At 35.1% G+C, this 24,851-nt stretch carries 16 protein-coding genes; 4 read left to right on the top strand and 12 right to left on the bottom strand.

Annotated features, from left to right (window positions below; translation table 11 throughout):
• Positions 1–227 precede the first annotated feature (227 nt).
• The 11 genes from BC008_RS37595 to BC008_RS37545 form a co-directional block, all read right to left on the bottom strand.
• Positions 228–1,517: a hypothetical protein gene (locus tag BC008_RS37595; RefSeq protein ID WP_058184486.1), complete on the bottom strand. Its 1,290-nt coding sequence runs from the start codon at positions 1,515–1,517 to the stop codon at positions 228–230.
• On the bottom strand, positions 1,510–2,646 hold the full coding sequence (locus tag BC008_RS37590) for a glycosyltransferase family 4 protein (protein ID WP_027838834.1): 1,137 nt from the start codon (positions 2,644–2,646) through the stop codon (positions 1,510–1,512). Before BC008_RS37590 ends, BC008_RS37595 begins: the two co-directional genes overlap by 8 nt.
• Positions 2,622–3,806, bottom strand: coding sequence for a glycosyltransferase (locus tag BC008_RS37585; RefSeq protein WP_027838833.1), 1,185 nt, complete (start codon positions 3,804–3,806; stop codon positions 2,622–2,624). The genes BC008_RS37590 and BC008_RS37585 overlap by 25 nt, the downstream gene beginning before the upstream one ends.
• Before the next feature lie 64 nt (positions 3,807–3,870).
• A complete protein-coding gene (locus tag BC008_RS37580; protein ID WP_027838832.1) occupies positions 3,871–4,890 on the bottom strand; it encodes a methyltransferase domain-containing protein in 1,020 nt (339 codons plus the stop codon).
• A 12-nt stretch (positions 4,891–4,902) separates the two neighbouring features.
• Positions 4,903–6,108, bottom strand: coding sequence for a glycosyltransferase family 4 protein (locus BC008_RS37575; protein ID WP_027838831.1), 1,206 nt, complete (start codon positions 6,106–6,108; stop codon positions 4,903–4,905).
• A 268-nt stretch (positions 6,109–6,376) separates the two neighbouring features.
• Positions 6,377–7,561, bottom strand: coding sequence for an acyltransferase family protein (locus BC008_RS37570; RefSeq protein WP_153009733.1), 1,185 nt, complete (start codon positions 7,559–7,561; stop codon positions 6,377–6,379).
• Entirely contained in the window at positions 7,513–8,628 is a 1,116-nt protein-coding gene (locus BC008_RS37565; protein WP_027838829.1) for a glycosyltransferase family 4 protein, read from the bottom strand. Before BC008_RS37565 ends, BC008_RS37570 begins: the two co-directional genes overlap by 49 nt.
• A 45-nt stretch (positions 8,629–8,673) precedes the next feature.
• Positions 8,674–9,549, bottom strand: a complete 876-nt coding sequence (locus BC008_RS37560) for a sulfotransferase family protein (RefSeq protein ID WP_153009732.1) — start codon at positions 9,547–9,549, stop codon at positions 8,674–8,676.
• A gap of 14 nt (positions 9,550–9,563) precedes the next feature.
• The gene (locus tag BC008_RS37555; RefSeq protein WP_058184483.1) at positions 9,564–11,405 is read right to left on the bottom strand and encodes an ABC transporter ATP-binding protein; all 1,842 of its coding nucleotides are present in this window, start codon (positions 11,403–11,405) and stop codon (positions 9,564–9,566) included.
• A gap of 857 nt (positions 11,406–12,262) precedes the next feature.
• Positions 12,263–13,342, bottom strand: a complete 1,080-nt coding sequence (locus BC008_RS37550; protein WP_027838827.1) for an MraY family glycosyltransferase — start codon at positions 13,340–13,342, stop codon at positions 12,263–12,265.
• Between the two features lie 117 nt (positions 13,343–13,459).
• On the bottom strand, positions 13,460–14,764 hold the full coding sequence (locus BC008_RS37545; protein ID WP_027838826.1) for a glycosyltransferase family 4 protein: 1,305 nt from the start codon (positions 14,762–14,764) through the stop codon (positions 13,460–13,462).
• A gap of 1,495 nt (positions 14,765–16,259) precedes the next feature.
• Here BC008_RS37545 and BC008_RS37540 point away from each other — a divergent pair.
• Positions 16,260–18,464 (top strand): GumC family protein, encoded by a 2,205-nt coding sequence (locus BC008_RS37540; RefSeq protein WP_027838825.1) that lies wholly within the window; start codon positions 16,260–16,262, stop codon positions 18,462–18,464.
• Between the two features lie 57 nt (positions 18,465–18,521).
• Here BC008_RS37540 and pgsA read toward each other — a convergent pair whose 3' ends face one another.
• Positions 18,522–19,055, bottom strand: coding sequence for a CDP-diacylglycerol--glycerol-3-phosphate 3-phosphatidyltransferase (pgsA, locus tag BC008_RS37535; RefSeq protein ID WP_027838824.1), 534 nt, complete (start codon positions 19,053–19,055; stop codon positions 18,522–18,524).
• Between the two features lie 570 nt (positions 19,056–19,625).
• On the opposite strand from pgsA, the gene BC008_RS37530 reads away from it, so the two are divergent.
• The 3 genes from BC008_RS37530 to BC008_RS37520 all read left to right on the top strand — a co-directional run bounded on the left by BC008_RS37530 (position 19,626) and on the right by BC008_RS37520 (position 23,635).
• A complete protein-coding gene (locus tag BC008_RS37530) occupies positions 19,626–21,050 on the top strand; it encodes an aspartate ammonia-lyase (protein ID WP_027838823.1) in 1,425 nt (474 codons plus the stop codon).
• A gap of 231 nt (positions 21,051–21,281) precedes the next feature.
• Positions 21,282–22,400 carry a hypothetical protein gene (locus BC008_RS37525; protein ID WP_058184481.1) on the top strand — a complete coding sequence of 373 codons (1,119 nt, stop codon included), beginning with the start codon at positions 21,282–21,284 and terminating at the stop codon, positions 22,398–22,400.
• A gap of 269 nt (positions 22,401–22,669) precedes the next feature.
• Positions 22,670–23,635: a DUF362 domain-containing protein gene (locus BC008_RS37520; RefSeq protein ID WP_027838822.1), complete on the top strand. Its 966-nt coding sequence runs from the start codon at positions 22,670–22,672 to the stop codon at positions 23,633–23,635.
• Positions 23,636–24,851 lie beyond the last annotated feature (1,216 nt).

The following is a 24,851-nucleotide window of genomic DNA, read 5'->3' as shown; positions in this document are numbered from 1 at the left end:
ATTTGCAATTACTTAATTGATATTACATTAAAACTCATTAATTGTATAAAAGATATTTACTGTTGATGAAAGCTATATAATTAAATTCAAATATAACCTAAAGTATTCAATAATATGAAACCTATTTTAGGTATGTTCAAATCAATTAAGACATGAAAAATATATTTTAATTTTTTTGAAGAGTCCTAAATATATCTGCTTGATTATTATTGACTTTCACTTTCACTTTATTCTTCAATTATTTCGCTATGACTATGATTTAGGAAAGTTGAACTTTTATCTTTAATTTTAGAATAATAAGCGACCCAACTTACAAATATAAATTGAAAAATTGCTTCTTGGATAAATCTTCCAATACCATGAGTAACACCAACTAAAGTAGGACTAATAAGTCCTGCATACAAAATCTGACTAAATATACTTCTTTGATAAACAGAAGATATCCAAAGGTGTTTAAAAAAGTAAGCAATACAGGCGAATATTAGACAACCAAAGTATCCAAATTCTAAAAATGAATCTCCAATTCCTGTCACAGTTGAACCTCTGGGTATCGAATACCCAAATAAGCTAGATAAGTCAAATGAAGTCCAATTAAATTGAAGAGAATTTTTAAAGTCTAAACCCACAATTTGACCCGGTACATATTGAAATATAATACGGTCCCAAAAACCAGTTCCATATCCATATTGATTATTTTTAACAGCCGCTTCAATTAAAATTGCTGCATTTCTTAATTCTAGTATTTCTCCCTCAATAATTTTGGCAAAGCCACTTTGTAAATTAATATTCTGTAAATTACCACTAACTATCGCCAACCAAAATTCCTCTCTTAACATACCAACAAGAGGTATAATAAAAATACCAATAATAATTAGAATCATTACTACTAACTTTGGTGGTAACAGGCGTCTAACATATAACAATGAAATACCAATAATTATCAGGAATGTAAATGTATTTTGACGGCGACCTTCCAAAAATGCACTTACAAAGATAGGATATCCTGCAATAATTGCTGCTGTAACATTTGCAAATTTTGGTTTCTTTACTACAGCCAACATAAAAATCGCAAAAGCAATTTCAACTACTTGAGCAAAAAATATATAAATAGTCGCCGGACCTGTCCAGTTACTATTTTCTCCTACTTGTATATTTGTTCGCAAAAGTAAAATTCTAAAAATATAGCCTATTATAGTTAGGATAATTCCAGCTTTAAATAATCTGCGTTCGTTTAAAGGAATATATAACTTCTTCAGTAGTCTAGTATTTATTTTATGTTGATAACCTAGCCAGCACATAGCAGCGCAAAGGCAGGACATAAGCAGAACTCTTTCTAAAGCTAGTTTGCTTACAACACCTGGATTATTAATTAAAGCAAATGCTTGAGGTAAGAGAAATGAAACAAAAATGGCTCCCATTAAAAAGGGATACTGGTAGATTCTATCTGAGCGATTTAATCCCCACAGCAATAAAGCGAGGCAAATAGCTAAAAATAAATATAGAAATAATTCAACCATTAGTTTTTTGTTTAACTAATCCTTTGTAAATACGGGCTAGGCTAGAGGCATTTTTCTCCCAGTTATGATGTTCTCGTAACTGAGATTGAGCATTTCTTTGACGCTGTTTCCATTGTTCCGGATACTGAAAAATCTCAATGATCGCTTGAGCCATCACTGCAGTGTCCCTTGTTGGTAAGATACAACCTGTCAAAGGAGTTAATAACTCTTTTACTCCCCCAGCACATGGAAACCCAATAACCGGAACTCGACAAGCCATTGCTTCTGCTACGACTAACCCAAAAGGTTCCCAATGAGAAGTAAGACAGAATACATCCATTGCTTGATAAGCAGAAACTGTATTCTCCAATATTCCAGTAAAAATAACCCGATCACCAATTTTCAAATTTTGGGCTAGTTGCTTTAAAATTTCAGCATCAGTTCCACAGCCCACAACCAGAGCATAAAAATTAGATGGTAAGAGCGCAATGACTCGCAAAAAATCATCTGTTCCTTTCATTGCGCAGTGAAGCCGACCAACAAAGCCGATTAAAATTGCATTATCAGGTATTCCAAATTCCTGACGCGCATTTAGCCTGTTCTTTGTTTGAGGTGGATAAAAGCGCTTCGTATCTACACCATTATAAATAACTTGAGTTTGACTCGGTAAGTATTTTCCCTGTTCGATTTGGCTTTGACGAGTATCTTCAGTAATGCATATCAATGTATCTGTGGACCAACGTTGTAACCAGTTAGCTAAGGTTGCTTTTGAAAATATTATCTTGTTAGGAGCAGGTAAGTGAGCGTGAGCAACTTTCACCATACTAGGATGGGAAAAGGTGAGTAATTGACACCAAAGGAGTCCATCATGGTGATGAATAACATCTGCTTGAAATTCATCCAAGAATTTTGTTAAGCGCCTGAATTTGAGAAAATCCTTTGAATTTTTAATATTTAAATAATGAGCATAATCTCCTAATTCTGACTTAAAGTAACCGGGAGAACCATATAAAAAAAGGCAATGAGCATCTATCTGGTAGTCACCTAAATGTTTGACGTACTCAACTGCTACGCGAACTGCACCACCTGTAGCAGGATCGTCTCTTTGGCAAATATGAAGGACTTTTAAACACTTTGCTGGGATAACCACTTTCTTTCCTCCAGCTGATAATGAAGTTTTTGTGCTTGCTTTTTCCAAGTATGATCTTGAGCTACCTCCCATCGTTGTTGTGATTTCCAATCTGGATTGGCTAGAGCGAATCTGATATTCTTAGCAAATTCTTTTGGATTTTTTGAAACGAGAATAATGTCATTCCACAAATTTACTTCTGGTACGACATCATTTGCTACGATTGGCAGGGAAGTTCCCATATAATCCCACAATTTCATGGGACAGGCGTTGAGGTTGAAGTTGCATTGGGAATAGGGCATTAAAAGTACATCAAAAGATTGTAAATATTCACCTACTCTTTCATGAGTAACCCGGCCAAGAAAATGAATATTAGAAAGACTACGCAAAGCTTCGACTCCTTGAAACCATTCAGGAGAACCATCGCTGGGTTGAGGAGGAGAACCACCTAAAACAATAGTGACATCTGATATTTGCTTAGCAACTTTTGCCAAGTAATGAAAATCAAAACGATAATTTAATGCACCAATATACCCTACAAGAGGACGAGAGTAAGATCTTAGCTCTACTGGCAAAGATTTGGGTTTTGATAATGGCTGCTCGACCATGAATTTTGGCGAGCATCCGTGGGGAATATGAGTAATTTGGTTAGCTTCTAATGGATATACTTTTTTAAGATATAAGGCTCTGTAGTTGGCTGTACATAAAGTTAAATTTGCACAATTTATTGCTAACTTTTCAATTTCTAAAGTTTGAGTTTCACGACCCATCCAGTAGTAACGATAATCATCAATATTGTAATAAATCGAATAAGACTTTAGCTTTCTAGCTAATGTGTGATAGTAGGGATAGCTAAACACGAAAATCAAAGGATTATTTCCTTGAAATTTTTGAATAGTATAAGTTAAAAAACTTTCTGTTAAGAACCAATAATGAAAAAGCCATCCGGGAGGGCAACAAATTTTCTGTTCCCAAACACCTTCGTTAATTTGCCTTGGTTTTAAATCAACAAAGTAACTTCCATATCGTTTCTTAAATGTCCGAAAATCAACAGGACGTAGTAGTAGGATATCTGCATAATCGCTGTATGCAGAAAATAGTTGTTCTGCCCAATAAAAATTAGCATCGAGAATAACTAGCTTTAATTTTTTCCTATTACTAACTAATTTTTGGGAATTCATTTTCGATTAAAATAATTTTTATGATTACAGATTTCCATTTGTATATGACTGAACTACTAGAATTTTACGGTTTTTGTAATATTAATAAGTCATTGCCAGCTAATAAACGACTGATTATAGTTTTGTGAGAGATGATTTTATATCCACGAGATTCGAAATATAATAATCCTTCATAACAATCAATATCAGCTGTTGCATCACAATCTGCGATAAAAACATCATTTCCTAAATAAGGATTTAGTTTTCTATACCTTAGTTTTGTGGGAATTTTAGAAGAAAAAAATGAGTAAGATAATTTTCTGATCAGCCTTTGAGGAATTTTTATTAGAAATTTATATGCTTTGCTTTTCAATAAAGGAATAAGAAATTTATGACAGCGCTGAAGAAAATTTAATTCACAATATGATTTAATTGGTAAAAGTTCGGTATTATATTTTGTACAATGCCAAGCAGGTTTAAGGATTGCATATCCACTAGGAACTAATACTCTATCAATTTCAGAAAATGCCAATTCTGGGTTTGGAATATGTTCTAAAGTATTGAAAGAAAATACTAAGTTAACTGATTGACTTTTAAGAGGAATACTTTCAGCAGAAGCTACTATTCTTGCATAGTCTGTAAATCCTTTGGCAAAGACACTAGATAAGCTATAGTCAAGACCTAAATATTGCGTGGAAACATCTGCAAATATACCTGTACCACATCCCACCTCCAAGCATGAACCATTGATACAATTTTCTTTAATAAAAGTTTCTATTAAATTGCGTTCTTTTAATAAATATGATGACTGTAAATCAATCGTTCTACTTCTATTGGAATAGTGTTCGTAATAAAAATTCTCGCGGTTCAATTGATTGTCTTGAATGTTATAATTTTTAGTATTATTGGTTCGTCGTATTATATGAGAACTTGAGTAATCTTCCGCTAATATTGGAACTCCATCCATAACATCATAAGTCATAGAGCAGCTAGCACATTTAAATTTATCAGAGTTAAGAATTAACTGATTAAAAGTATTTTTTTCCCTATTGCATTGCGGACAAATAAGAATATCTTTGTATTGCAAAGCTGTTTGAACGGTCATTTTTAATTCTCCCTATAAGTTATTGAGTACTGCTAAAATTCTCTGGGCGTATTTATCCCAGACATAATCTTTGGCACGCTCTTTTGCAGCATTAGCCACGCGGTCGCGTAACTCTCGGTTTTCAACTAACGCTTCAATAGAATCTGCTAATGCATCCGGATCGCGCTCTGATATGATCATTCCCTCGATACCATCTCGAACAACTGAACCAGCTGCTTTAGTTGTAATAATGGGTAAACCAACTGCTAAAGCTTCGTAAGTCACCCCTGCAGATCCTTCTGCAAGACTTGGAAGTACAAAAATATCTGCATTAGCGTACTCTTTTTGAATATCAGCTCTTGGAATCCGCCCGAGAAATTTCAGGCTCTGAGTTAATGGATGATTGCGAATGACATCAGAAACTCCCCCTGCAACTCTGAATTCATAGTTGTGATGAGCTAATTTTTGTGCAGCCATTCCCAGAATATGAATTCCTTTTCTTAAATCAGCGGTACCAACAAATAAAATACTTCCTCGATTCGGCTGATTATTGACGTCCAACCAGGATTCCCTTACTGTAGAAGGTACAATATGACACCGAACTGAATCTACACCAAACGCCTTTAAGCCTTCTTGAACGAACTCTGAAGGAACAACGTAAGCATCAGTAAACTGACACAATTTACGAAACCATTTGTAATCTCTTTCGATAATTTCATCAGGTAGCTTAAGTTCTAAATCTGGGAAAGACTCTCTTTCTTTTTGGAGTATCTGATGAGTTAAAGGAGAAATGTAGATATCTGTAATAGTTTTGAGACCTTGTCCTTTGGCAAATTCTAAAAAATCCAAACCTTCTCCAAACATGGAAAAAACATGAGTAGAATTACCTAAGCCTTTTTGAATTGCTGCTTGACCAAAATCTTTTACAAATTGGGAAAGTATCTGATGTTTTTTGACTGGACTGGCTTTTGTAAACTTCTGTCTTAATAGGTACTTTATGCTCGCTCCATCACAAGTACGAACTTTATTTTTAAGATTTGCTGGAACTCGTCGATTGAGAAGTCGCTGAAGATCGCTATTTTTCAAAAAATCAGGACAATAGCAATCGAGCCACTTTCCTAAGCCAGCATCAGCACATAAATCAGTATAAAAAGCCTCAAGAATGCCTGCTTTTTCTAGAATCGCTGGCACTGCATAGTTGCGACGAGCACCAACCTGAATAGTGATAAACCTGTTCATCTATTATTATTTTTATAAGAAATTACAATTAATAGATCCTAAATGTCAGATCGAAAACTTTTAACTTTTTTACGTTGACTAGTGAACGATAACTCTAATAATTTTTTTTTGGACGGTCTGTAGATATTTTCTTAAACTACATCCTTACTAAAACTACTGCAATCTAATTTTTAATTTACAAAAAATTCTCAATCATCAGTCTTTATTTCTTAAAAAATCGACTTAACAAGGAATAATAGAAAGTCTTATCTACTAATGTCTCATTTTCCTAATTAACTTTTTTAATTGAATAAGGTTTTACAGTCCATCGCTCAACTAACATGAAAAAAAACCATCCCACAACTAATGCTAGTGCAGTTGCAAGTAAAGTTGGCATAAGATTAGTTGATTTTGCGCCATCAGGAGCAAATTTGGCTTGAAAAAACAATAAAACTGGTCGGTGAATAGCATAAATTGAGTATGAAAAGACTCCAATTATAGATAACCATTTTCCTATTAATCCTTTCCAAAAATATTCTCCATCTTTGGAAATACTCCAGTACAATAAACCAGCAAATGCAAGCCCAGAACTAAATCTGGCTAGAGGCCAAAAATCTAACAATGACATCGGGACTGTTAGTATAGCTGCAATTAATGTAACTGGTAGGAACTTTTTAGGAAGACTAATTCGACCAGCCTCGACCTCTGCTAAATAAAAACCCAGTCCCCAAATAAACCAATATGATAGGAAAACAGGTCCTCCAGAGCCCTTATGTGGAAATTTATCAGATAAATTGATTAATACATCCACAATTATATAGCCCAAGCTCGATATCCAAATAAATCCGAGAGCTATAACAGTTCCATATCTACGACACAAGTAATAGCATAGTGGATAAAATAGATAGAAATGAATCTCTAAAGCTAAAGTCCAAAATACTGTATTGCTACCAAATGTCGGAGCTACTAAACCTTGTAGCGATAATAAGCTCGTCAAAAAGCTAAAAAGTGAATTTTCCTGCCCACTTATAACTAATTCTGGATTATTAAAAATAATATAATAATCAACAATTGCTGTTACACAAAGAGAAAAAAAATAGACTGGATAAATTCTTAAAAAACGGCGTAAGAAAAACTGCCTGAGATTAAGTTTTGAATGTGAGTTACTTGCTAAATTTCTTGCACCCCTACGATGAATACAATACCCACTAAGTACGAAAAAAAGGTCTACAGCTAGCCCACCAAAGGATAAAGGGAATGTCGCATATCCTAACCAAGCGTTTATATTTGGGCTTAAACCGTAACTTCTCCAAGTTTGTGCTAAACCTATCCAAAATATAGGTCTTGCGTGGTAAATAACTATAATAAGTGCAGCTAAACCTCTTAAAGCATCAATAGATGTTAAACGACTTTGAATAGAATTATTTACTGAAGACATAAATAAGATAGCCAAGATTGTTTTAGTACTGACCAAGAATAATTCTGAAGGTAAAACTGCTGTAATCGAATTCGATCTATTTCACCTTGACTTAAATTGATTGCCATTTGCTTAACTGCCGATATAAACTCATTTTCTTTTACTGGAACTACTAATACATCTGGATTATTAGTTGCGTAGTCAGATATTCCACCAACCCCGTAGGCAACAAATGGTACTCCACAAGCCATAGATTCCAAAAGTACTAAGGGCGCTCCTTCAGCACCAATAGTTGGAAGCAAAGTTAGATCATAACTACTGAGAAGGTCGATATATGCTTGACCTTCCGGATATCTACCAAAGCACTTCACGCGATCGCCTATGCCTTGCGATTTGATATATTCTCGAATTAGCGCTTCTTCTAGTCCCGAACCATGGATGTGTAACTCACCTAAAAAATCTTTAAGTAAATCCCACTGTTGCACTAACCAAAAAGCTTGTTTGTGGGGTGCTAAACGACTAAAAATTGCTGCTTTAGCTGTACCTAATTCCACAATTTTATGTACGGGTTTGGGCAAAGATGCGGTAATTTCTAGAGGTTCTGGCATTGCTGGAAGTGATTGGACTGGTTTGTTCCAGCCAAAGCACTGTGCAAAAGTCTTAGCTACATTGGGCGACTGTCCTATAACTTCATCAAAATACCAGCGCACGCACCAACGAGAGTCGCGGTATCCACTAGGAACACCTGACATAACCTCATGGAAAACAAGTCTTGTCTTTGACTGAGAAATTAGAGGAGGAATAAATAAATTCCAACCAGTACCAACAGCTAGATACACATCTGGTAAGAATTCTTCAATCAGGTTTTTGACTTCCAAAAAACGTTTAATTTTCCCAAAATCTAGAAAAGAATTTCTACTTTGATCGGGAGTACAAATGTAAGTACGAGCCCCTGATTCTTCAAAGGCTTGCAAAGTATGAGAATAATCTTCTGGACGCTTATCACCTCTTAAAGAAATAACAAGAGTTTCGACTCCCTTATCTCCTAAAGCTTTAGCTAACCATCTTAGGTGACTTTGAATCCCACCTTTTCCTAAAATGTGACCAGCAATAATAACTTTCATAGCTGTAATGACTTTTTAGTCTCAAACTAAGTAGTTGATAATTTCTTAAATGACTTCATAGTTGAATTGTTTCAATTGACTACCTGCAATATTCTGAAAAAGATTAATTTCTTCACTAGTCATTTTCTCTCGCCATTGACCTATACTACTAGGCTTTATAGGTTGCTTTAATCTTTCATGACCACTTTCACCGGCAAACATTTTAGTTTTTGAGTAAGAAGTTGTTTTGACTTGCTCCTCTAAAAAGTCTTCACCAAGAAAATTCATTATTTTCTGGGTTATCTCTAAAGGTTTATGGGTAAATTCTTCATACCTTATATCTATAATTTGTCGACTTTCTCCTAAGGATTGTCGTGCTTTAATAGAATCGCACCAGAGAGTTGCCTCCTTAGATAAAGGTTTATGGTAATGAGCAGCTAAGCGTTTACTAGAAAGATAACAATCGCGTCCATCACGAATCATGTGTATAAACTTAGCATTAGGAAAATGATTAATTAAAAACTTAAGATATAGAACATGAAAAGGAGTTTTTTCAAGGAAACGTTGTTTGCGATCGCGTTGTTTAATTAAGTCAGCTACATTATCATAAAGCTCTACAAGGTTACTTGAAGCTTTAAAGATATCTTTGATTTCTTGCTTTGTTGGACCACCAAAATTGGAAAGACGAGTGTAACATTCTAGATCGAGGACATTCCTAGGCACAAAAAAGAAGGTTTCTCTCTCTATAAAAGAAAAAGCCGGATGAGAGGCTAAAACAGAAAACATTAGGGTAGTACCACTTCTGGGAGCGCCGACAACGAACACATGAGGTTCCACAGATGTAGTCGAACCATAGCGCCACTGTATATTTTTGATGACTTTGATAGGATTGCAAATATTAACAAGCTTTCTTTGGAAGCCAAATATAACCGGGTTTTTCATAGCAATATTTATCACTATTTATGAGCAACAACTTGATTCTGAGGAATAACTTGAGTCTTTGATGAGGCTTGAGAATTATAAAGCGACCAATACTCTGCTTTTTTTTCTATCAATTCATTATGGGTCCCTTGTTCTACAATTTTCCCATTACAAAGGACGATAATATTATTCGCTTTTTCAACAGTAGACAAACGATGGGCAATGACGATAACGGTGCGAGCGCGACTAACTTCTTCGATCGCTTTTTGAACTATCTTTTCAGAGTTCGTATCTAAAGCACTAGTTGCTTCATCTAAGATTAATAAATCTGGATTGCGCAATATAGCTCTTGCGATGGCAATTCTTTGACGCTGTCCACCTGAAAGTTTTGTACCTCTATTTCCTACAATAGTTTCAAATCTATCGGGTAAATTTTGGATAAATTCATAAGCATATGCTTTTTTCGCAGCTTCAATGATTTCTTCATCTGTAGCATTTGGGTAACCATAGGCAATATTTTCTTTCACTGAAGCATGGAACAAAAAATTGTCTTGACTAACCATTGCAATAGAGTTTCTCCAAGAATTAATTTGAAACTCTCTTAAGTCAACTCCATCTACCTTTATGCTGCCTTTATCTGGGTCGTAAAATCTTATTATCAGGTCTGCTAAAGTTGATTTACCACTACCTGAGGGACCAACCAATGCAGTAGTAGTTCCTTTATTTATCTGGAAACTAACATTTGTTAAAGCTGGCTGGGAGTTACTGGGAAAAGTAAAAGAAATATCTTCAAATTTCAAGCAGGATCCAATTTCTCCATATCTAATTGAACCGTTACTCAGATGCATTTTATCGGTTCTCGACAAGAAATCTTGAATTGCTTCTAAGTTTGCAATTTGCAAAGAGATTTCGGATCTATAAGTATTGAGTTGACTAATTCTAGGCAATATTCGCATTAAAGCGAAAGTATATGTCAACAGTAATGGTAAAACAGTAGTCGAGGAGCCATTCAAAAAACCTGCCCCTATTGCTAATAGTAATAAAAGCGTCGTAATCCCTACTGTTTCTGTTAAAGGATGTATTGCAGAACTGAATTTTTGGGCTGATAGTTCTGCTTCATAACGATTTAAAAGAGAATTTTCTGCGTGTTTTAACTCTCTATTTTCAGCGCTAAATCCTTTAATTACACGAATACCACTAATCATCTCTGTTATAACAGAAGAAAATTCTTCGACGGACTTAGCTGCTTTACGCCCTTGTTTCTGAATATTTTTAAATATAGGTCTAAGTAGCTGAAATACAAGAAAAAATATAGAAGTTGCGATTAGAGTTAAAGAAGGAGAAATAAGAAAAAGTACATATATCAAAATAAGAATTGTTAATAAATTACGAATGATTTGTAATAAAAAAGCAACTAGTAGCTCACTACGTTGAACGTGCTCGCTGACATATGATAATAAGTATCCAGTTTTTGATTGGTTGTAGTAAAGTAATTCTAAATTTAGGAAACGTTCTACACATTTACGTCGGATAGATAGTCCTGTTTTAAGTCTCAACTTATGAATACTTATGAGACACACATACAAATTTATATTTTTGACAACCGTTACAATTAAAAAAGTTCCAATTACCGCAATTAATCTCTCCTGTCCTGAGAAGTTAGTATAAAAATTAGTTAATGACCGAATAAACTTAGGAAGATTAGAATTAATTACTGCACTTTCGTTACTAAGACTTTGGAGCAACGGTACTACCAGCGAAGTTGAAAAACCTTCTAGTAAAGATGCAGTAATAGCAAAAACTACAGCTGCGCCTACAAGGAATTTGTGTTGCTTTATAATTGGAATCAGTATTTTAGATGCTGGCGAATTTATCATTACAATTAATTTATATTACTTGACTAAATACTGAGTAACTTTTGAATAAAATAATCTAGATATTTTTTGAGCAAATTAGCCATTTTGATTTCAAACCTTGTGCTTACTGATTTTAATGTTTGATACTTAATTTTCCGAACTAAATTTTCTTTCTTTTGCCTTGGTCGTTTTTCTTGTCTTCTGCATAAGTAGAGAAGATACTTTTTTGTAGTAGTCCAATAGTCCACAAATTGATTCTTTTCTTATTAGTTTTAATTCATCTTATACTCTAAACAGTTATAAATTCTCCAGAACCTTTACAAATGAATTTGTTCTGAATAAATTTCTTACTATTAAGAAATAAGCATCACCAGATAAAAAATCTCATTAATCTACAGTGAAAGCTTTTCGGTATTACCAAGAAAATATCTCTGCGTCTCTTTAGTTTTATTAGGGCTTACGCAACGCCGCATATTTTTATTGTAGGGCATGTGACACTGAGAATTAATTTGAACCAATTAATAAGGTTTTTGGTGTCACGCACCACCCACATATTGTGACAGTTGCGTAATTTCTGTCCGTAATAAAGCGCTACTTACTCTATTCAATCCGGTATTTGTCTACCTCACAGTTTAGTTATATAAGAAAGAGTCAATATTCTCAAATGTAGACTCTAAAAAATTAGGCTCAAATAACGAAAATACTTTTTGATATAAGTTAAGCTTTTTCTACATAAGTGATTTTACTGTTAATAATCTTACCAGAACTAAATAACATGGATAGTGATTTAAAATACCTTCATGAATCATTCAAATAGCTTGACAAAAAGCATGGAGTGTTATAAGTGAATATAACAATCAGATACCAAAATTTAGTAATTAAACTCTCCACATTCTCAGGGAAACCGTAAAACCTAAAAAGACGAAAATACTAATACTAGTTGCAATCATTACGATCAAAGTCATTCCTTGTAATTTCATTGCTAGTTGATTAAAAAACCAAGTACAAAACCAAAGAGCAAATGCAGCGTGACGCTGAGATAAGCCCGAAGCTAGCAAACGGTGATGTAAATGATCTTTCCCTGGCGTATTCAAAGGGTTCTTACCCATCATCAGACGCCGAATAAATACTTGAGTCGTATCTAATACCGGTAAAAGTAGAAATAAAACCGGAGGTAATATCGTAACGACTGTGGTTATTTGTAATTTACCCAGAATGCTGGTTGCAGCTAGTACGTAACCAAAAAAGTAAGCTCCAGCATCGCCCATAATAATCTTTGACGGATGAAAGTTATGTCGTAAAAAACCCAATGCGGCTCCCGCTAATGCTGCAAGTACTAAAGTTGCTGCAGCACGGTTAGGAAACTGTGCGGAAACTGCTAACAAACTCATGGCGGTAATAAAACTAAATCCTCCTACCAAACCATCCATCCCATCCATTAAGTTGATAGCATTAGTAATTCCTACTACCCAAAGCAGTGTTAGTGATACTGACAAAAATAAGTCACTCGAAGTACCTAAGTCAAAGTCGAACCTGATACCATTGGCAATTAGTAATAGTGCGGACAAAATTTGAATTAATAAACGAAATGATGATGGTAAACCGAACTGATCGTCGATAAAGCCGACAAGAACTAAAATCGACCCACCCAACAAAATTGTTAACACTTGAACTAAAACACTCTGCAATTCAATTGGACGGATAAGAATTGCTAAAACTAAAGCTACAATTACCCCTGCATAGATCGCTAAACCACCTGCATTGGGTAAAGGTTCTTTATTTAAACGCCGTGCATTGGGTCTATCAGCCCAACTTACTTGCAAAGCAAATTTCCGTATTACTGGAATTAAAATCCATGTTATTGCCCAAGTAAATACCAGAATGAATATTACTGCAAGCCAACCAAAATTATAGGGGTTAGAAATTCCAAGCTCATTCAGGTTGTTGTAAAAATTCATTTTCCTACACCCTCTAGGTTTTTAACCTCCTTTATCACCAAATATTTGTCGGGCCCGACAGAGCCTATTTTTATGTAAAGAGAAAATATCCGTCTTGATGATTATTTAAGAGCGGACTCATTTTTTCGCTTGGTACAAAACTTCTAGATACTGCTTTGTTATTACCTTAGAGCTAAAATGAGACTCCATATACTCACGCGCTCTAATTCCCATTTTCTTGGCTAAATTGCGGTTTTGCTGGAGATTTTGAATAAATTTAGCTAATCCTTCACTATCTCCATTTTCAAATGTACTACCACATCTTCCATCTGCAATTAATTGTTTCAAATATGAAGTTTGTGGACAAACTACAGCCACTGGACGTCCAGTTGCTAGAGCTGGGTATAGCTTGCTAGGTGCAACGAGACTTTCAAAACCTTTATCCACACTCACCAAAGATAAATCACAAGCAGTCAAAGAATAAGGAAGTACTTGCTTATCTTGATATGGTAAAAACAAGAAGTTATTAAGCTTTAATTGCTCTATTTCCTTGATTAATTGCTTGTGTTTTGCTCCAGCACCAATACATAAAAACTGGATAGGCTCATCTTTAAGTAATTTTGCAGTTTCTAGAATTGTATCTACATCATGACATCGACCCATATTACCAGAATAGAGGACTGTAAATTTATTGTTGAGGTCATATTTTTTCGCGAACCAATTATCTTTTTTAGGTATGGGCTTTACAATTTCCGGGTTTCCCCAACTGTGAATAACAGAAATTTTTTCGCTTACCTCTGGACAGATTCCTGTGACTCTCTGCTTCATTGCTGGGCTAAGAACAACTATTCCAGATGCTTTGCGCCAAATCCTTTTATTGAGACTTTGCCAAACTTTTGCTAACCAATGATTCTTTTGAACTACATTCAAAGCGATCGCAATGTCTGGATAGAGATCGTACAAAATGCAAACGTAAGGAATCCGGTAGAAAATATGAATTAAATACCCCACAATTGGTAAAAATGGAGGAGCAGTTGTCAATAGCAAAATATTGTAACAAGATCCATGTCTTAACAGATGAAGCATTGCCCGTATAGTAAACAAGACTCCACCAAGGGTTTTACCACGAATTCTTTGGTGCCAAACATTAGTAGCCCGAGTACGTTGGATTCGGACTCTACCAACTTCTTCGCGTGCTGGAGCATGAGAATCTCCAAAAGCATATCCTGGTTGACCTGTAAAAACCTCAACATCAACCCCTTCAAAGCCTAAAGATTTTGTAAGCTCTTCTATTAACTGTCCTGTTGCAGCATAATCAGGTGGAAAAAATTGCGTGATGACTGATAACTTCACCGACGCTTTCATTTCACTGGAGGGATTGCTTTTTTTTGGAAGAGGTAAGTCTATCGAAAATCTATTTTGTGCCGGTTTAGAAATTTTCATCAGTCATATATACTCATGAAGTATTGTATCAATAGAAACAAAAGGAATTATACAACAGTACGAGTGATATAAATATGAATGTGGTAGATAGTGGATAATTTCAAAGAAAATTATTAATCGGGCCCGGAGATATTTTTTCGGTGGTTCTAGCGTTCGAATAAACTACTATGACGCACGATGAAAGAGATATCAACTTAAAAAAAATACACCTATATTGAGTTCCTAGATTGGTAGTAATAACCCAAAAAATATTTATTTTCTAATAGTAAAATAGAATAAGCTTATCATCATATCTGTGACTCAACACACAGCTGTCATGTTTTCTCCGTCAAAGGAATTTATGAAATTAACATCCTTTTGGGAACAAAGGTTTAAACCTTTAAATTCCTCTATCATCCTGCACTGTAAGATGTGAATATAGCTTGAGCATAAAAACATCATAATACAAATGCAGATTCTGTTTACAATGTTTTAATTTAGACAATTTAATTAATAATCGACAAAAATTCTTTAAACAAGAGTTCTAAATTACATTTTTATTTTTTTATTTATATACTCTTTACATTAAATCTCCAATAATTCGAAAATCTCCAATAATTCGAATAAGTAAGCATTTCAGCAACTAATACATTTCTACATAGCTTTTTAGGATTATTGTTTTAAAGTTTAATCCCCATTCAGTAATCTAGATTGTTCATTCTACCTTTAAGTTATAAAAACTATAAGTTATACATAGAGATTACGCAAAATTAACATTATTACGTATGACTAACGTCACGCTTTGCTAATAGCTACGCTGCGGGCTAGCGTTAGCGACGTAATCTCTAGATATGCTGGAATTACTTACCTAAACTACGTTTTGTCGCAATGACAAATCTATGTCCTACGGACACGCTATGCTTATGTTGCGTAAGTCCTGATACAATATAAGGGTTTGTTTGAAGTTTCAAAATCTATATAGATCGTGAGTACAATTACTCCTGAATAGCTTATATATCTATTTTTACTCTAACTTCAGCTAGATTTAGATACAAGTATGATAAAAACTTATATAAATTTATTTTAAACACAGTAATATTATTCTTGACTGTCTTCTAGTATTGCAAAGTGAAATGGCTATTTATCGTATTGATAATTTAAGTTATACGGGGAAAGGAAGGCATTATATTTATCTATATGAGAATTAGATTACAATCATGCACAAAAAAAAATGATACTTTTGCTTTTAAGATTGCCTAGGAATCATGCTATACATAATTATTTTGATGTAATCCAAGTTCTAATATTTATATAATCTAATCTACTTGATCGAGTAAATATAACGTTAAATCATTTATGAGATATATGTGAGAAACTAATTTAAATAGATCCTTCCTTTATAGATACACTCAAGTTATTAATTGTTTGCCACACTACAATACATATAAATTAGAACTACTCCGATACTAGAGTAAATCCGCTTTAAGGCTTACTAGAATTATCATTATAAAAATTTATGACACATAATTCTTTTGATTTTAACCAAGAAGATGACGATTTTATCGATCTGCAGCAATATTGGCTAACTCTAAAAAGGCGTTGGCTACCTGCATTAATCGTGAGTAGTTCTGTGTTTGGGATGGCAGCTTTTAATACACTTAAACAAGAACCGATTTATAGTGCAGAAGGTAAACTGCGATTTAACAGCGACCGCGTTTCTGCATTAACAGCTTTAAATAGTCAAATGGGAGAAGTTGCAGCAATCACTGGAAAAGGTAATCCTTTGGCGACAGAAGCACAGATTATTCGTTCGCGTCCCATAATTCAAAAGACTATTAGCAAGCTCAATTTAAGAGATAGTAAAGGCAAACTCTTAAAGCCTAGTGTATTGATATCAAAACTTAGGGTTAATGCCGTAGGTGATACAGATATTTTGAATCTTTCTTATGAGAGTAACGATCCACAAAAAGCTGCAGCGATTGTTAATTCTTTAATGAAAGACTATCAGGAAAATAATATTAGTACAAATACAGCAGAAGCAAGGTCAGCGCGCGAGTTCTTAAATAAACAACTACCTGAAGTAGAACAAAGATTAATCCGAGCAGAAGCAGAATTGCGTGAGTTCAAAGAGAAAAATGGAATAGTAGCTCTCGAACAAGAAGCACAAACAGGAGTTGAGGCTCTCAAGGATTTATCAGAAGAAATTGTCAAAGCCCAAGCATATCTAGGAGAAGTTACGACTCGCTCTGAGGGTCTGCAAAAGCAATTGCAATTAGAAACTCAAGAGGCTGTTGCAATCTCAACACTGAATCAGTCCCCAATAGTACAAGAAGCACTGACACAATATCAGAAAGTGCAGGATGAGCTAGCTGTTGCACAAACTCAGTTTACTAGCGAACATCCAATGGTTATAAGTTTGTTAGGAAAAGAGCAAGCTCTAAGAAATCAACTAGGAAAACGAGTCGGTCAACTTATAGATAATGGGAACTCCATATCCGAAAGAAATTTGCAAATTGGTGAAATTAAACAGAATTTAACTGCTGAATTAGTTAAATCGGAGGTAGAACGTTTAGCAGCAGCTAATCGGGTTGGGATATTAAGAAAAAACTTTATTACCCAACAAGGACGTTTGCGTAGTCTACCAAAATTGGAGCAAACACAGCGACAGTTGCAACGAAAGTTGGAGGTCGCACAGCTAACCTATACGGAACTACTAAAGAAACTGCAAGAAGTACAGGTAGTAGAAAATCGGAGTGTAGGTAATGCGACTATTATTTCCGAAGCTTTAGTTCCAGAACATCCTATATCTCCAAATATTACGCGTAACCTTTTATTGGGAGGAATCGGAGGAATTCTTCTAGGCGTCGGAACAGCTCTACTACTGGAAAGAACGGATAAATCCCTCAAGACAGTAGATAAAATTAAACAGTTACTGGATTATCCTTTACTAGGAACAATTCCAAAAACTCCTAAAACTACCAAGGGAAGTACTGATAATCAAGAAATTGAATTACCCGTATTAGACAACCCCTACTCATCAGTCACTTCAGCCTTTGAAATTCTCCAGACAAATCTAGCATTTACAGTTTCTGACAAAACTCTCAAAGTAATTGTCGTAAGCAGTTCTAATCCAAACGAAGGTAAATCCTTTGTTTCTGCAAATTTGGCAGTAACCTTATCTCAGCTAGGACGTAAAGTATTATTAGTAGATGCAGATATGCGTCGTCCTCGTCAGCATAGAATTTGGAGACGACCGAACTTAATCGGTTTAAGTAACGTCCTTGTCGGTCAATCAAAATTACAAGATACTCTTCAAAAAGCTTTACCTGCATTGGATGTGTTACTGGTAGGGAAAATTCCTCCCAACCCATTAAAATTATTGGAATCCCAGCGAATGTCTTCTTTAATTGAAGAAGCAAAAGGAAAATATGACTTTGTCATTCTTGACACTCCACCCCTAACAGCAGTTGCTGATGGACTAATGCTCAGTAAGCTAGCAGATGGAATATTATTGGTAGTACGTCCAGAAGCTGTTGACTCTGATACTGTTAAAGTTGTCAGAAACAGATTAAAGCAATCAGGTCAACAAGTTTTGGGAATGGTGGTTAATGGTGTTACCCCTAAAAATGGATCTGCTTACTACTATTACAACAAGGGTTATTATGGAGAACCAAGTAAGTCTAAGGAAAAAGTAGAAGTTTTTCAAGTTAGCAAACATTAAATACTGCGCTTCCAGAAGCTAAGTCAAAAGTATCGCACAACATAACAATTTATTCAGTTAGTCAGAACTGTCCTCTTTTGCAAGGTTTGATTGTTTTGGTAAAAGGTAAATTGCTCCGGAAATCAAAGTAAAACCTACGGAAATCCAGAAAACAACCAAAGAAGGTAACTGCCAAACTTGAGACAGAGGTGCGATTAAAAGTGCGATCGCAATTATTTGACTAACTGTTTTTAATTTTCCCCAAATATTAGCACCGGTAATAGTAGTTTTATTTGCGCGCCAACCAGCAATTGCTAGCTCCCTAGCCAAAATTAAAAATACGCCCCACGCTGGTATCTGACCCAGTTCAATTAAGGCTAATAATGGAGCTAGCACTAATAATTTATCTACCAAAGGGTCAAGAAACTTACCCAAATCGCTAACTTGGTTGAGTTTCCTGGCTAAATAACCGTCTAACCAGTCAGTTCCAGCCGCGATCAAAAAAATTATCAAACAGATCCATCTCGATTGTGGCGTTGGATTTTGTAAGCCATAAAGTATGAAGGGTATTCCAAGTAAACGTGAAAAAGTAATCCAATTGGGAAGTGTCACTCGCTTTGTTCCTATTTAATATTTTGGGCAAGAAGAAACATTTTGGGCAAGAAGAAACAACTATTTAGAAAGGTCTATATTTATCAAATATATTTGCTAAGTCGGTGAATTGTAGCACTGTGCAATATAGCACTACGTAATAAAGTTGGGACATTGGTAAATCCCAAAAGCTATGATTTATAAGCTTTTGGTCACCAGAGCCGTGTTTGTGACGTTAAGCCTAGGCACGGTCTATTATGTCCTACGAACACGCGCTTAGCCTTTGGCTGCGTCTGCGCTACCTATAGCTGCGCTACCTACGGAGCTGCTACCTACGGATCCGGAGCCGCTACCTATGGATCGGATTCGCTAATTACTTGCCCATCGCACCACATCATCTTTAGGCTCAATTTTATATAAAAGGGTAAGTTTATTTTATGCTGTTGCTGTAAAAAATAAATTATAATTTTCTTGCCCTTTCAGATTTATAAATTTATTGACGATTTTTAATAGTTAATAATAGTTTTCCTAACTAATAAGTAACAATAAATAGCCACCGTAAATAGCCACCGTTCATATTTGTAATTGCTGATGACCGAACAAACTAATTCTCAATTCCGCATTGAAACAGATTCTATGGGGGAACGCCAAATACCAAGTAACGTTTATTATGGTATCCAAACCTTACGAGCAGTAGAAAATTTTGCTATTAGCGGCATAAAGCCCCTACCCACTTATGTAGATGCTGGGATATTAATAAAAAAAGCAACAGCAATTACCAATGGAGAACTTAAATGTATCCCCCAAAATATTAGCAATGCCATTGTCCAAGCTGCGGATGAGGTCCTAAATGGTAAATTTCGCGATCAGTTTGTTGTAGACATATATCAAGCTGGCGCAGGGACTTCCCATCATATGAATATTAATGAAGTTCTGGCAAATCGAGGTTTAGAAATTCTTGGTTTCGCAAAAGGAGAATATAAGTGCCTCAACCCGAATGACCACGTCAACTACGGACAATCTACCAATGATGTTATTCCCACCGCAATCCGTATAGGTAGCTTACTGGCATTATCAAAAACTCTACATCCAGCTTTGGAGAATGCGATCGCGATTTTAGAATCAAAAGCAGAAGAATTTCAAGAAATAGTCAGATCTGGTAGAACCCACATGCAAGACGCAGTACCGGTGCGTTTGGGCGAAAATTTTCGTGCTTGGGCGCAAATTATTACGGAACATCAAAACCGGATTTATACTGCCTCAGGAGATCTAATGGTACTAGGTTTAGGAGGTAGTGCCACAGGTACGGGGTTAAACACCCATCCCCATTATCGAGCCCGAGTAGTAGAAGTTTTATCAGAAATTCTTGACATGCCTTTAACTCCTGCTTCCCATCCTATGGCAGCAATGCAAAGTATGGGTTGCTTTGTGAATGTATCTGGCTGTTTGCGTAATTTAGCCCAAGACCTAGTAAAAATTTCCCACGATCTACGTTTGATGGATTCCGGACCAAAAACTGGTCTGAAAGAAATCCAATTACCTCCCGTGCAGCCCGGTTCATCTATAATGCCCGGAAAATACAACCCAGTAATGGCAGAGATGACTTCAATGGTATGTTTTCAGGTCATGGGTTATGACAATGCGATCGTTTTAGCAGGGCAAGCAGGACAGCTAGAACTCAACGTAATGATGCCATTAATCGCTTATAATTTGATCCACAGTATTGAAATTCTTGGTAATACTATTGCTAGCCTTACCGAAAGGTGTATTAAAAATATAAGTGCTATGCCTCAGCGTTGTTTGGAATATGCAGAAGGTAGTTTAGCTTTAGTTACTGCACTCAATACTCATATTGGATATCTAAATGCTGCTGAAGTTGCAAAGGAATCTCTATCAACTGGAAAATCCTTGCGGCAAATTGTCTTAGAAAAAGGTTTATTGAGTGAAGTAGAGCTAGAAAAAGTATTGAATCTCGAAAAAATGAGTCAAATAGTCCCTTTAGTTGATAGGGATTAGGAATTGGTGATATCAGGAATAATATGCGAAGAGCAGAAGATCAGTAATTGGTCCCTAACTGTTGATCTAGATATTTATTCTTCCCGTCACAAGTCCTATATCCTATTCTTCTTTTTCACCCTTCGGAAAAAATTTCTAATTTCAATAAAATTATGTAACTATACGGGAAAGCTTATGGGACTATTGTAAAGCAGTACTGTAGGCTTTGAAATAGTTTAAAAGTAACGACATATGTCTGCACAGCACCGGCAAAATTATGCAATATCACCACCGAAGAAGAAAGCCAGTGACAACCTAAAATGGTTTTGCTCTGGTGCCTTACTTTGTTGTTCTGTTTTAGGAGGTATAACCGCCTGTCAAAACAGTAATTCATCTATAAATGATTCCACTCCACAACCTGCCAATTCTGTAACTAGCAAACCTTCAACTCTTACATCTTCTCAGGTTAAATTTGGAGAAAAACCTTTACCAAGAACTGTTGTTCAAAGTTCAACACCCAAAAGTAGTCGTGAAGCGATCGCACAAAATACAGCTAAGCCAAATTCAGAAAATCATTCTGATTCGAGATTGAAAACTCCTATCTTTCCTTCAATTGATCGAAATAATATATCTAATGCGACCCGAGCACTAGATGCTCCAGACTATAGTTTTCCCACCAAAGCACCCCATGTTTTAGAAGGAAAGACAAATCCCAAAGAAAAAATAAAACCAGCCAAAGAGGAATTAGATATCAGCCCCCAAGAAAATATCAGTCCCCAAGAAGAAAATAGTACGACTCAAAAACAAACCAATAAACAAGAAACTGGTAAACAAAAAACTAAGAAACAAGAAAAATTAATCAAAGCAATTTCTAAAGTTAAGACACCACAAATATTTAGTAGCCAGCAGTTGGGCTTTAGCTTTAAATATCCCAAGGGTTATGTAGTCAATAAGGGTCAGAATAAACCTAGTATTGAACCTGGTACAGTACAGCAACGAATAGATGTATGGAGTAAGATTGATTATCAAGCAATTAAATCTGGTAAATTTCAGGGTTCCGAATTACCAGCAAATGTGAGCATTTCCATCGAAGAAAATCCCAAACGTCTTAATGCCAGCGAATGGTTGAAAGAAAACAAAGATGAGTTTGGTACCACTCAAAATCAAGTAAAGCAATTCATTGCAGGTCAAGAAGCTGTTATCTTTCATTCCAGTGGTTTATATGAGGCTCAAAATATTGTCCTACCGAACCAAAATGGTAACAAAGTAATCGTAATTAGCCATTCCCAAAATCACAATTACTCAAATAGAGATTACGAAAAAGTATTTGAGCAAGTAGTTTCTAGCTTTGAACTTCGCAAACATCAATAGTCATCAAAAATACTCATAAAAATGTTAATTTCATGTATTTATATCAACAATTATGTTAGCAAATCAAACTAACCAGCAAGTTCAACTAATAGTTGATTCGTAATTTTAAAAATTCAATATGCCCTGGAGAAAATATTTTCAAATAGGCATCCCAAAATGGTCTTAGCCGAATATTTTTGATTTTTCTCTGCTAGACTTACCTATGTTCCACATTTAAAACTGTTACGTACTTCCTTCTTTAGAGTTTGCGAATAATTTAGGATCGCTATATGCAATCACCATCTGTCAGTTTAATCCGTGCTAATTCGTATCGTAGAGAAGTGTTGAGAAATTCTTTAGAAACATTGCTCGAGCCTCTTGGGGGCATAGCAGGATTTGTCAAGCCGGGACAAAAAGTTCTTCTGAAACCTAATTTACTTACCGGTTCGCGTCCAACGAAAGAATGTACTACCCGAACAGAATTAGTATACGTGGTAGCACAGATGGTAATGGAAGCTGGAGGTAAGCCATTTTTAGGAGATAGTCCCGCTTTTGGTTCGGCAAAGGGGGTAGCGATCGCGAACGGTTATCAATCAATTTTAGAAGATCTCAAGTTACCAATCGTAGAATTTCATGGCAAGCGTTATCAGGTAGTTAATAAAGAGTTTAATCACTTACTGTTGTCCAAAGAAGCAATGGAAGCAGATGTTGTAATTAATTTGCCCAAAATAAAATCTCACGTTCAGTTGGTATTAACTTTAGGCGTAAAAAATTTGTTTGGTTGTGTACCAGGAAAGATGAAAGCTTGGTGGCATCTCGAAGCGGGAAAAGATGTGAGCCGCTTTAGTAGTATGTTGGTAGAGACAGCTAAAGCTGTCAATCCAAACCTAACTATAGTTGATGGAATTATCGGTCACCAAGGGAATGGACCAAGCGGTGGTGAACCTCGCCATCTAGGAATTTTAGGCGCATCTGCAAATATATTTGCTTTAGACAGAACCTTAGTGGAAATACTAAAGGTTTCTCCAGATAAAGTTCCAACTATTAATGCATCGATGCGATTGGGAATTTGTCCATCACTTGCTGAAATTAATTTCCCTCACTTACATCCAGAAGTATTGCAAGTAGATGATTGGCTACTGCCAGATAGACTAGTACCTATAGATTTTCGTATGCCTCGTCTCATTAGATCCACCTTCAAGCATCTCTACATTCGATTTATTAAAGAACCAATGAGCGCATATGCAAAAAATTAGTTGTAATTTGAGTGGGATATATGACAATTAACGCAAAGTTTGTTACAACAGTCAGGAAAATAGCAAAGTAAGCTATAAATACCCTCCGATTGCTTAACTAGACCGCCCTATATTAGCGGCGGTTTTTTATCAGTACTTACTAGTGTTGGCATTTATTAAGTTTATATTTTTTATTTCATTAAAATAGTCATATATCTAATTAGTTGGTTAAAGATAGATTTACTTGAACTAATGACTCATGACCAAAATTAATTATGTGAATTGCTTAATTATGTGAATTAATGTAGTTCAAACCGGAACTAAATATATCTCAAACACTTAGAAAGTTAACAAAGTTAAAGTTCCGGGAGCATATTAAATGAATATTTTGACATTTTTCGCTTAAGATATACCTTAAATTAGCTTAATACTCGCAAAAAATACTACATCAGACAATCAAAATTAAAGATTCACATCTCCGATTTATCAGCAATTTTCGATCTCACGCTTTTGCAATCTGCTGATAGGATTTTATATTTATATAAATTAAATTTGTTATGAGGCCAAATTATCTTGGCCTATTAAAAATAATATTTTTATCTTCAAATTATCAACCTTGACTCTATCAATATATATATTGACAAAATTGATATTTATTGGGTCTAGAGAAAAGTATCTATCAATCGACATCACTATCCAAAATGCTTTGGAAAATATAAATAAATATCGACTAAATGTTATTTGTTCATTTTATTAAAAATTTTAAGTTAAACTACTTGTATCTCACTACAACTGAAACACATATCTGTATTTTTTCGGTATATAAACGCTGTTAAAAAAGTTTTATAACTATATTAGCCCATAGTATTTTATGCTTGAGTGCAAGCACTGATTTAGCAATTGAATATCTTATTAGCACTCAGTGTATTCGCGGTATATATAACCTGTATTATAATTAGTATTTATAAGCTATAACCCTTATGTGTCAAGAAATTCAATATTTTGACTATTTAAAAATATTCATTATTTCATTGGTATTTACTAAATACCATTAGTGACAAATGTGTTTTTTTATGCCATTCATTATAAAGATGAATGACGTAATCATTACACCACGTGTTGAGAGGTCTTGCTAGATTGATAACAAGTCGTATTGGGTATTATTTGATTTTTTTGTTTGTATCAACAGTTGCTAATATAAATTAAAATGTTAAGTAAATTAAAAATACTCTCAATA

This window comes from Mastigocoleus testarum BC008 (assembly GCF_001456025.1).
Taxonomy (GTDB): Bacteria; Cyanobacteriota; Cyanobacteriia; order Cyanobacteriales; family Nostocaceae; genus Mastigocoleus; species Mastigocoleus testarum.
This window is presented reverse-complemented; position numbering and strand designations above follow the sequence as displayed.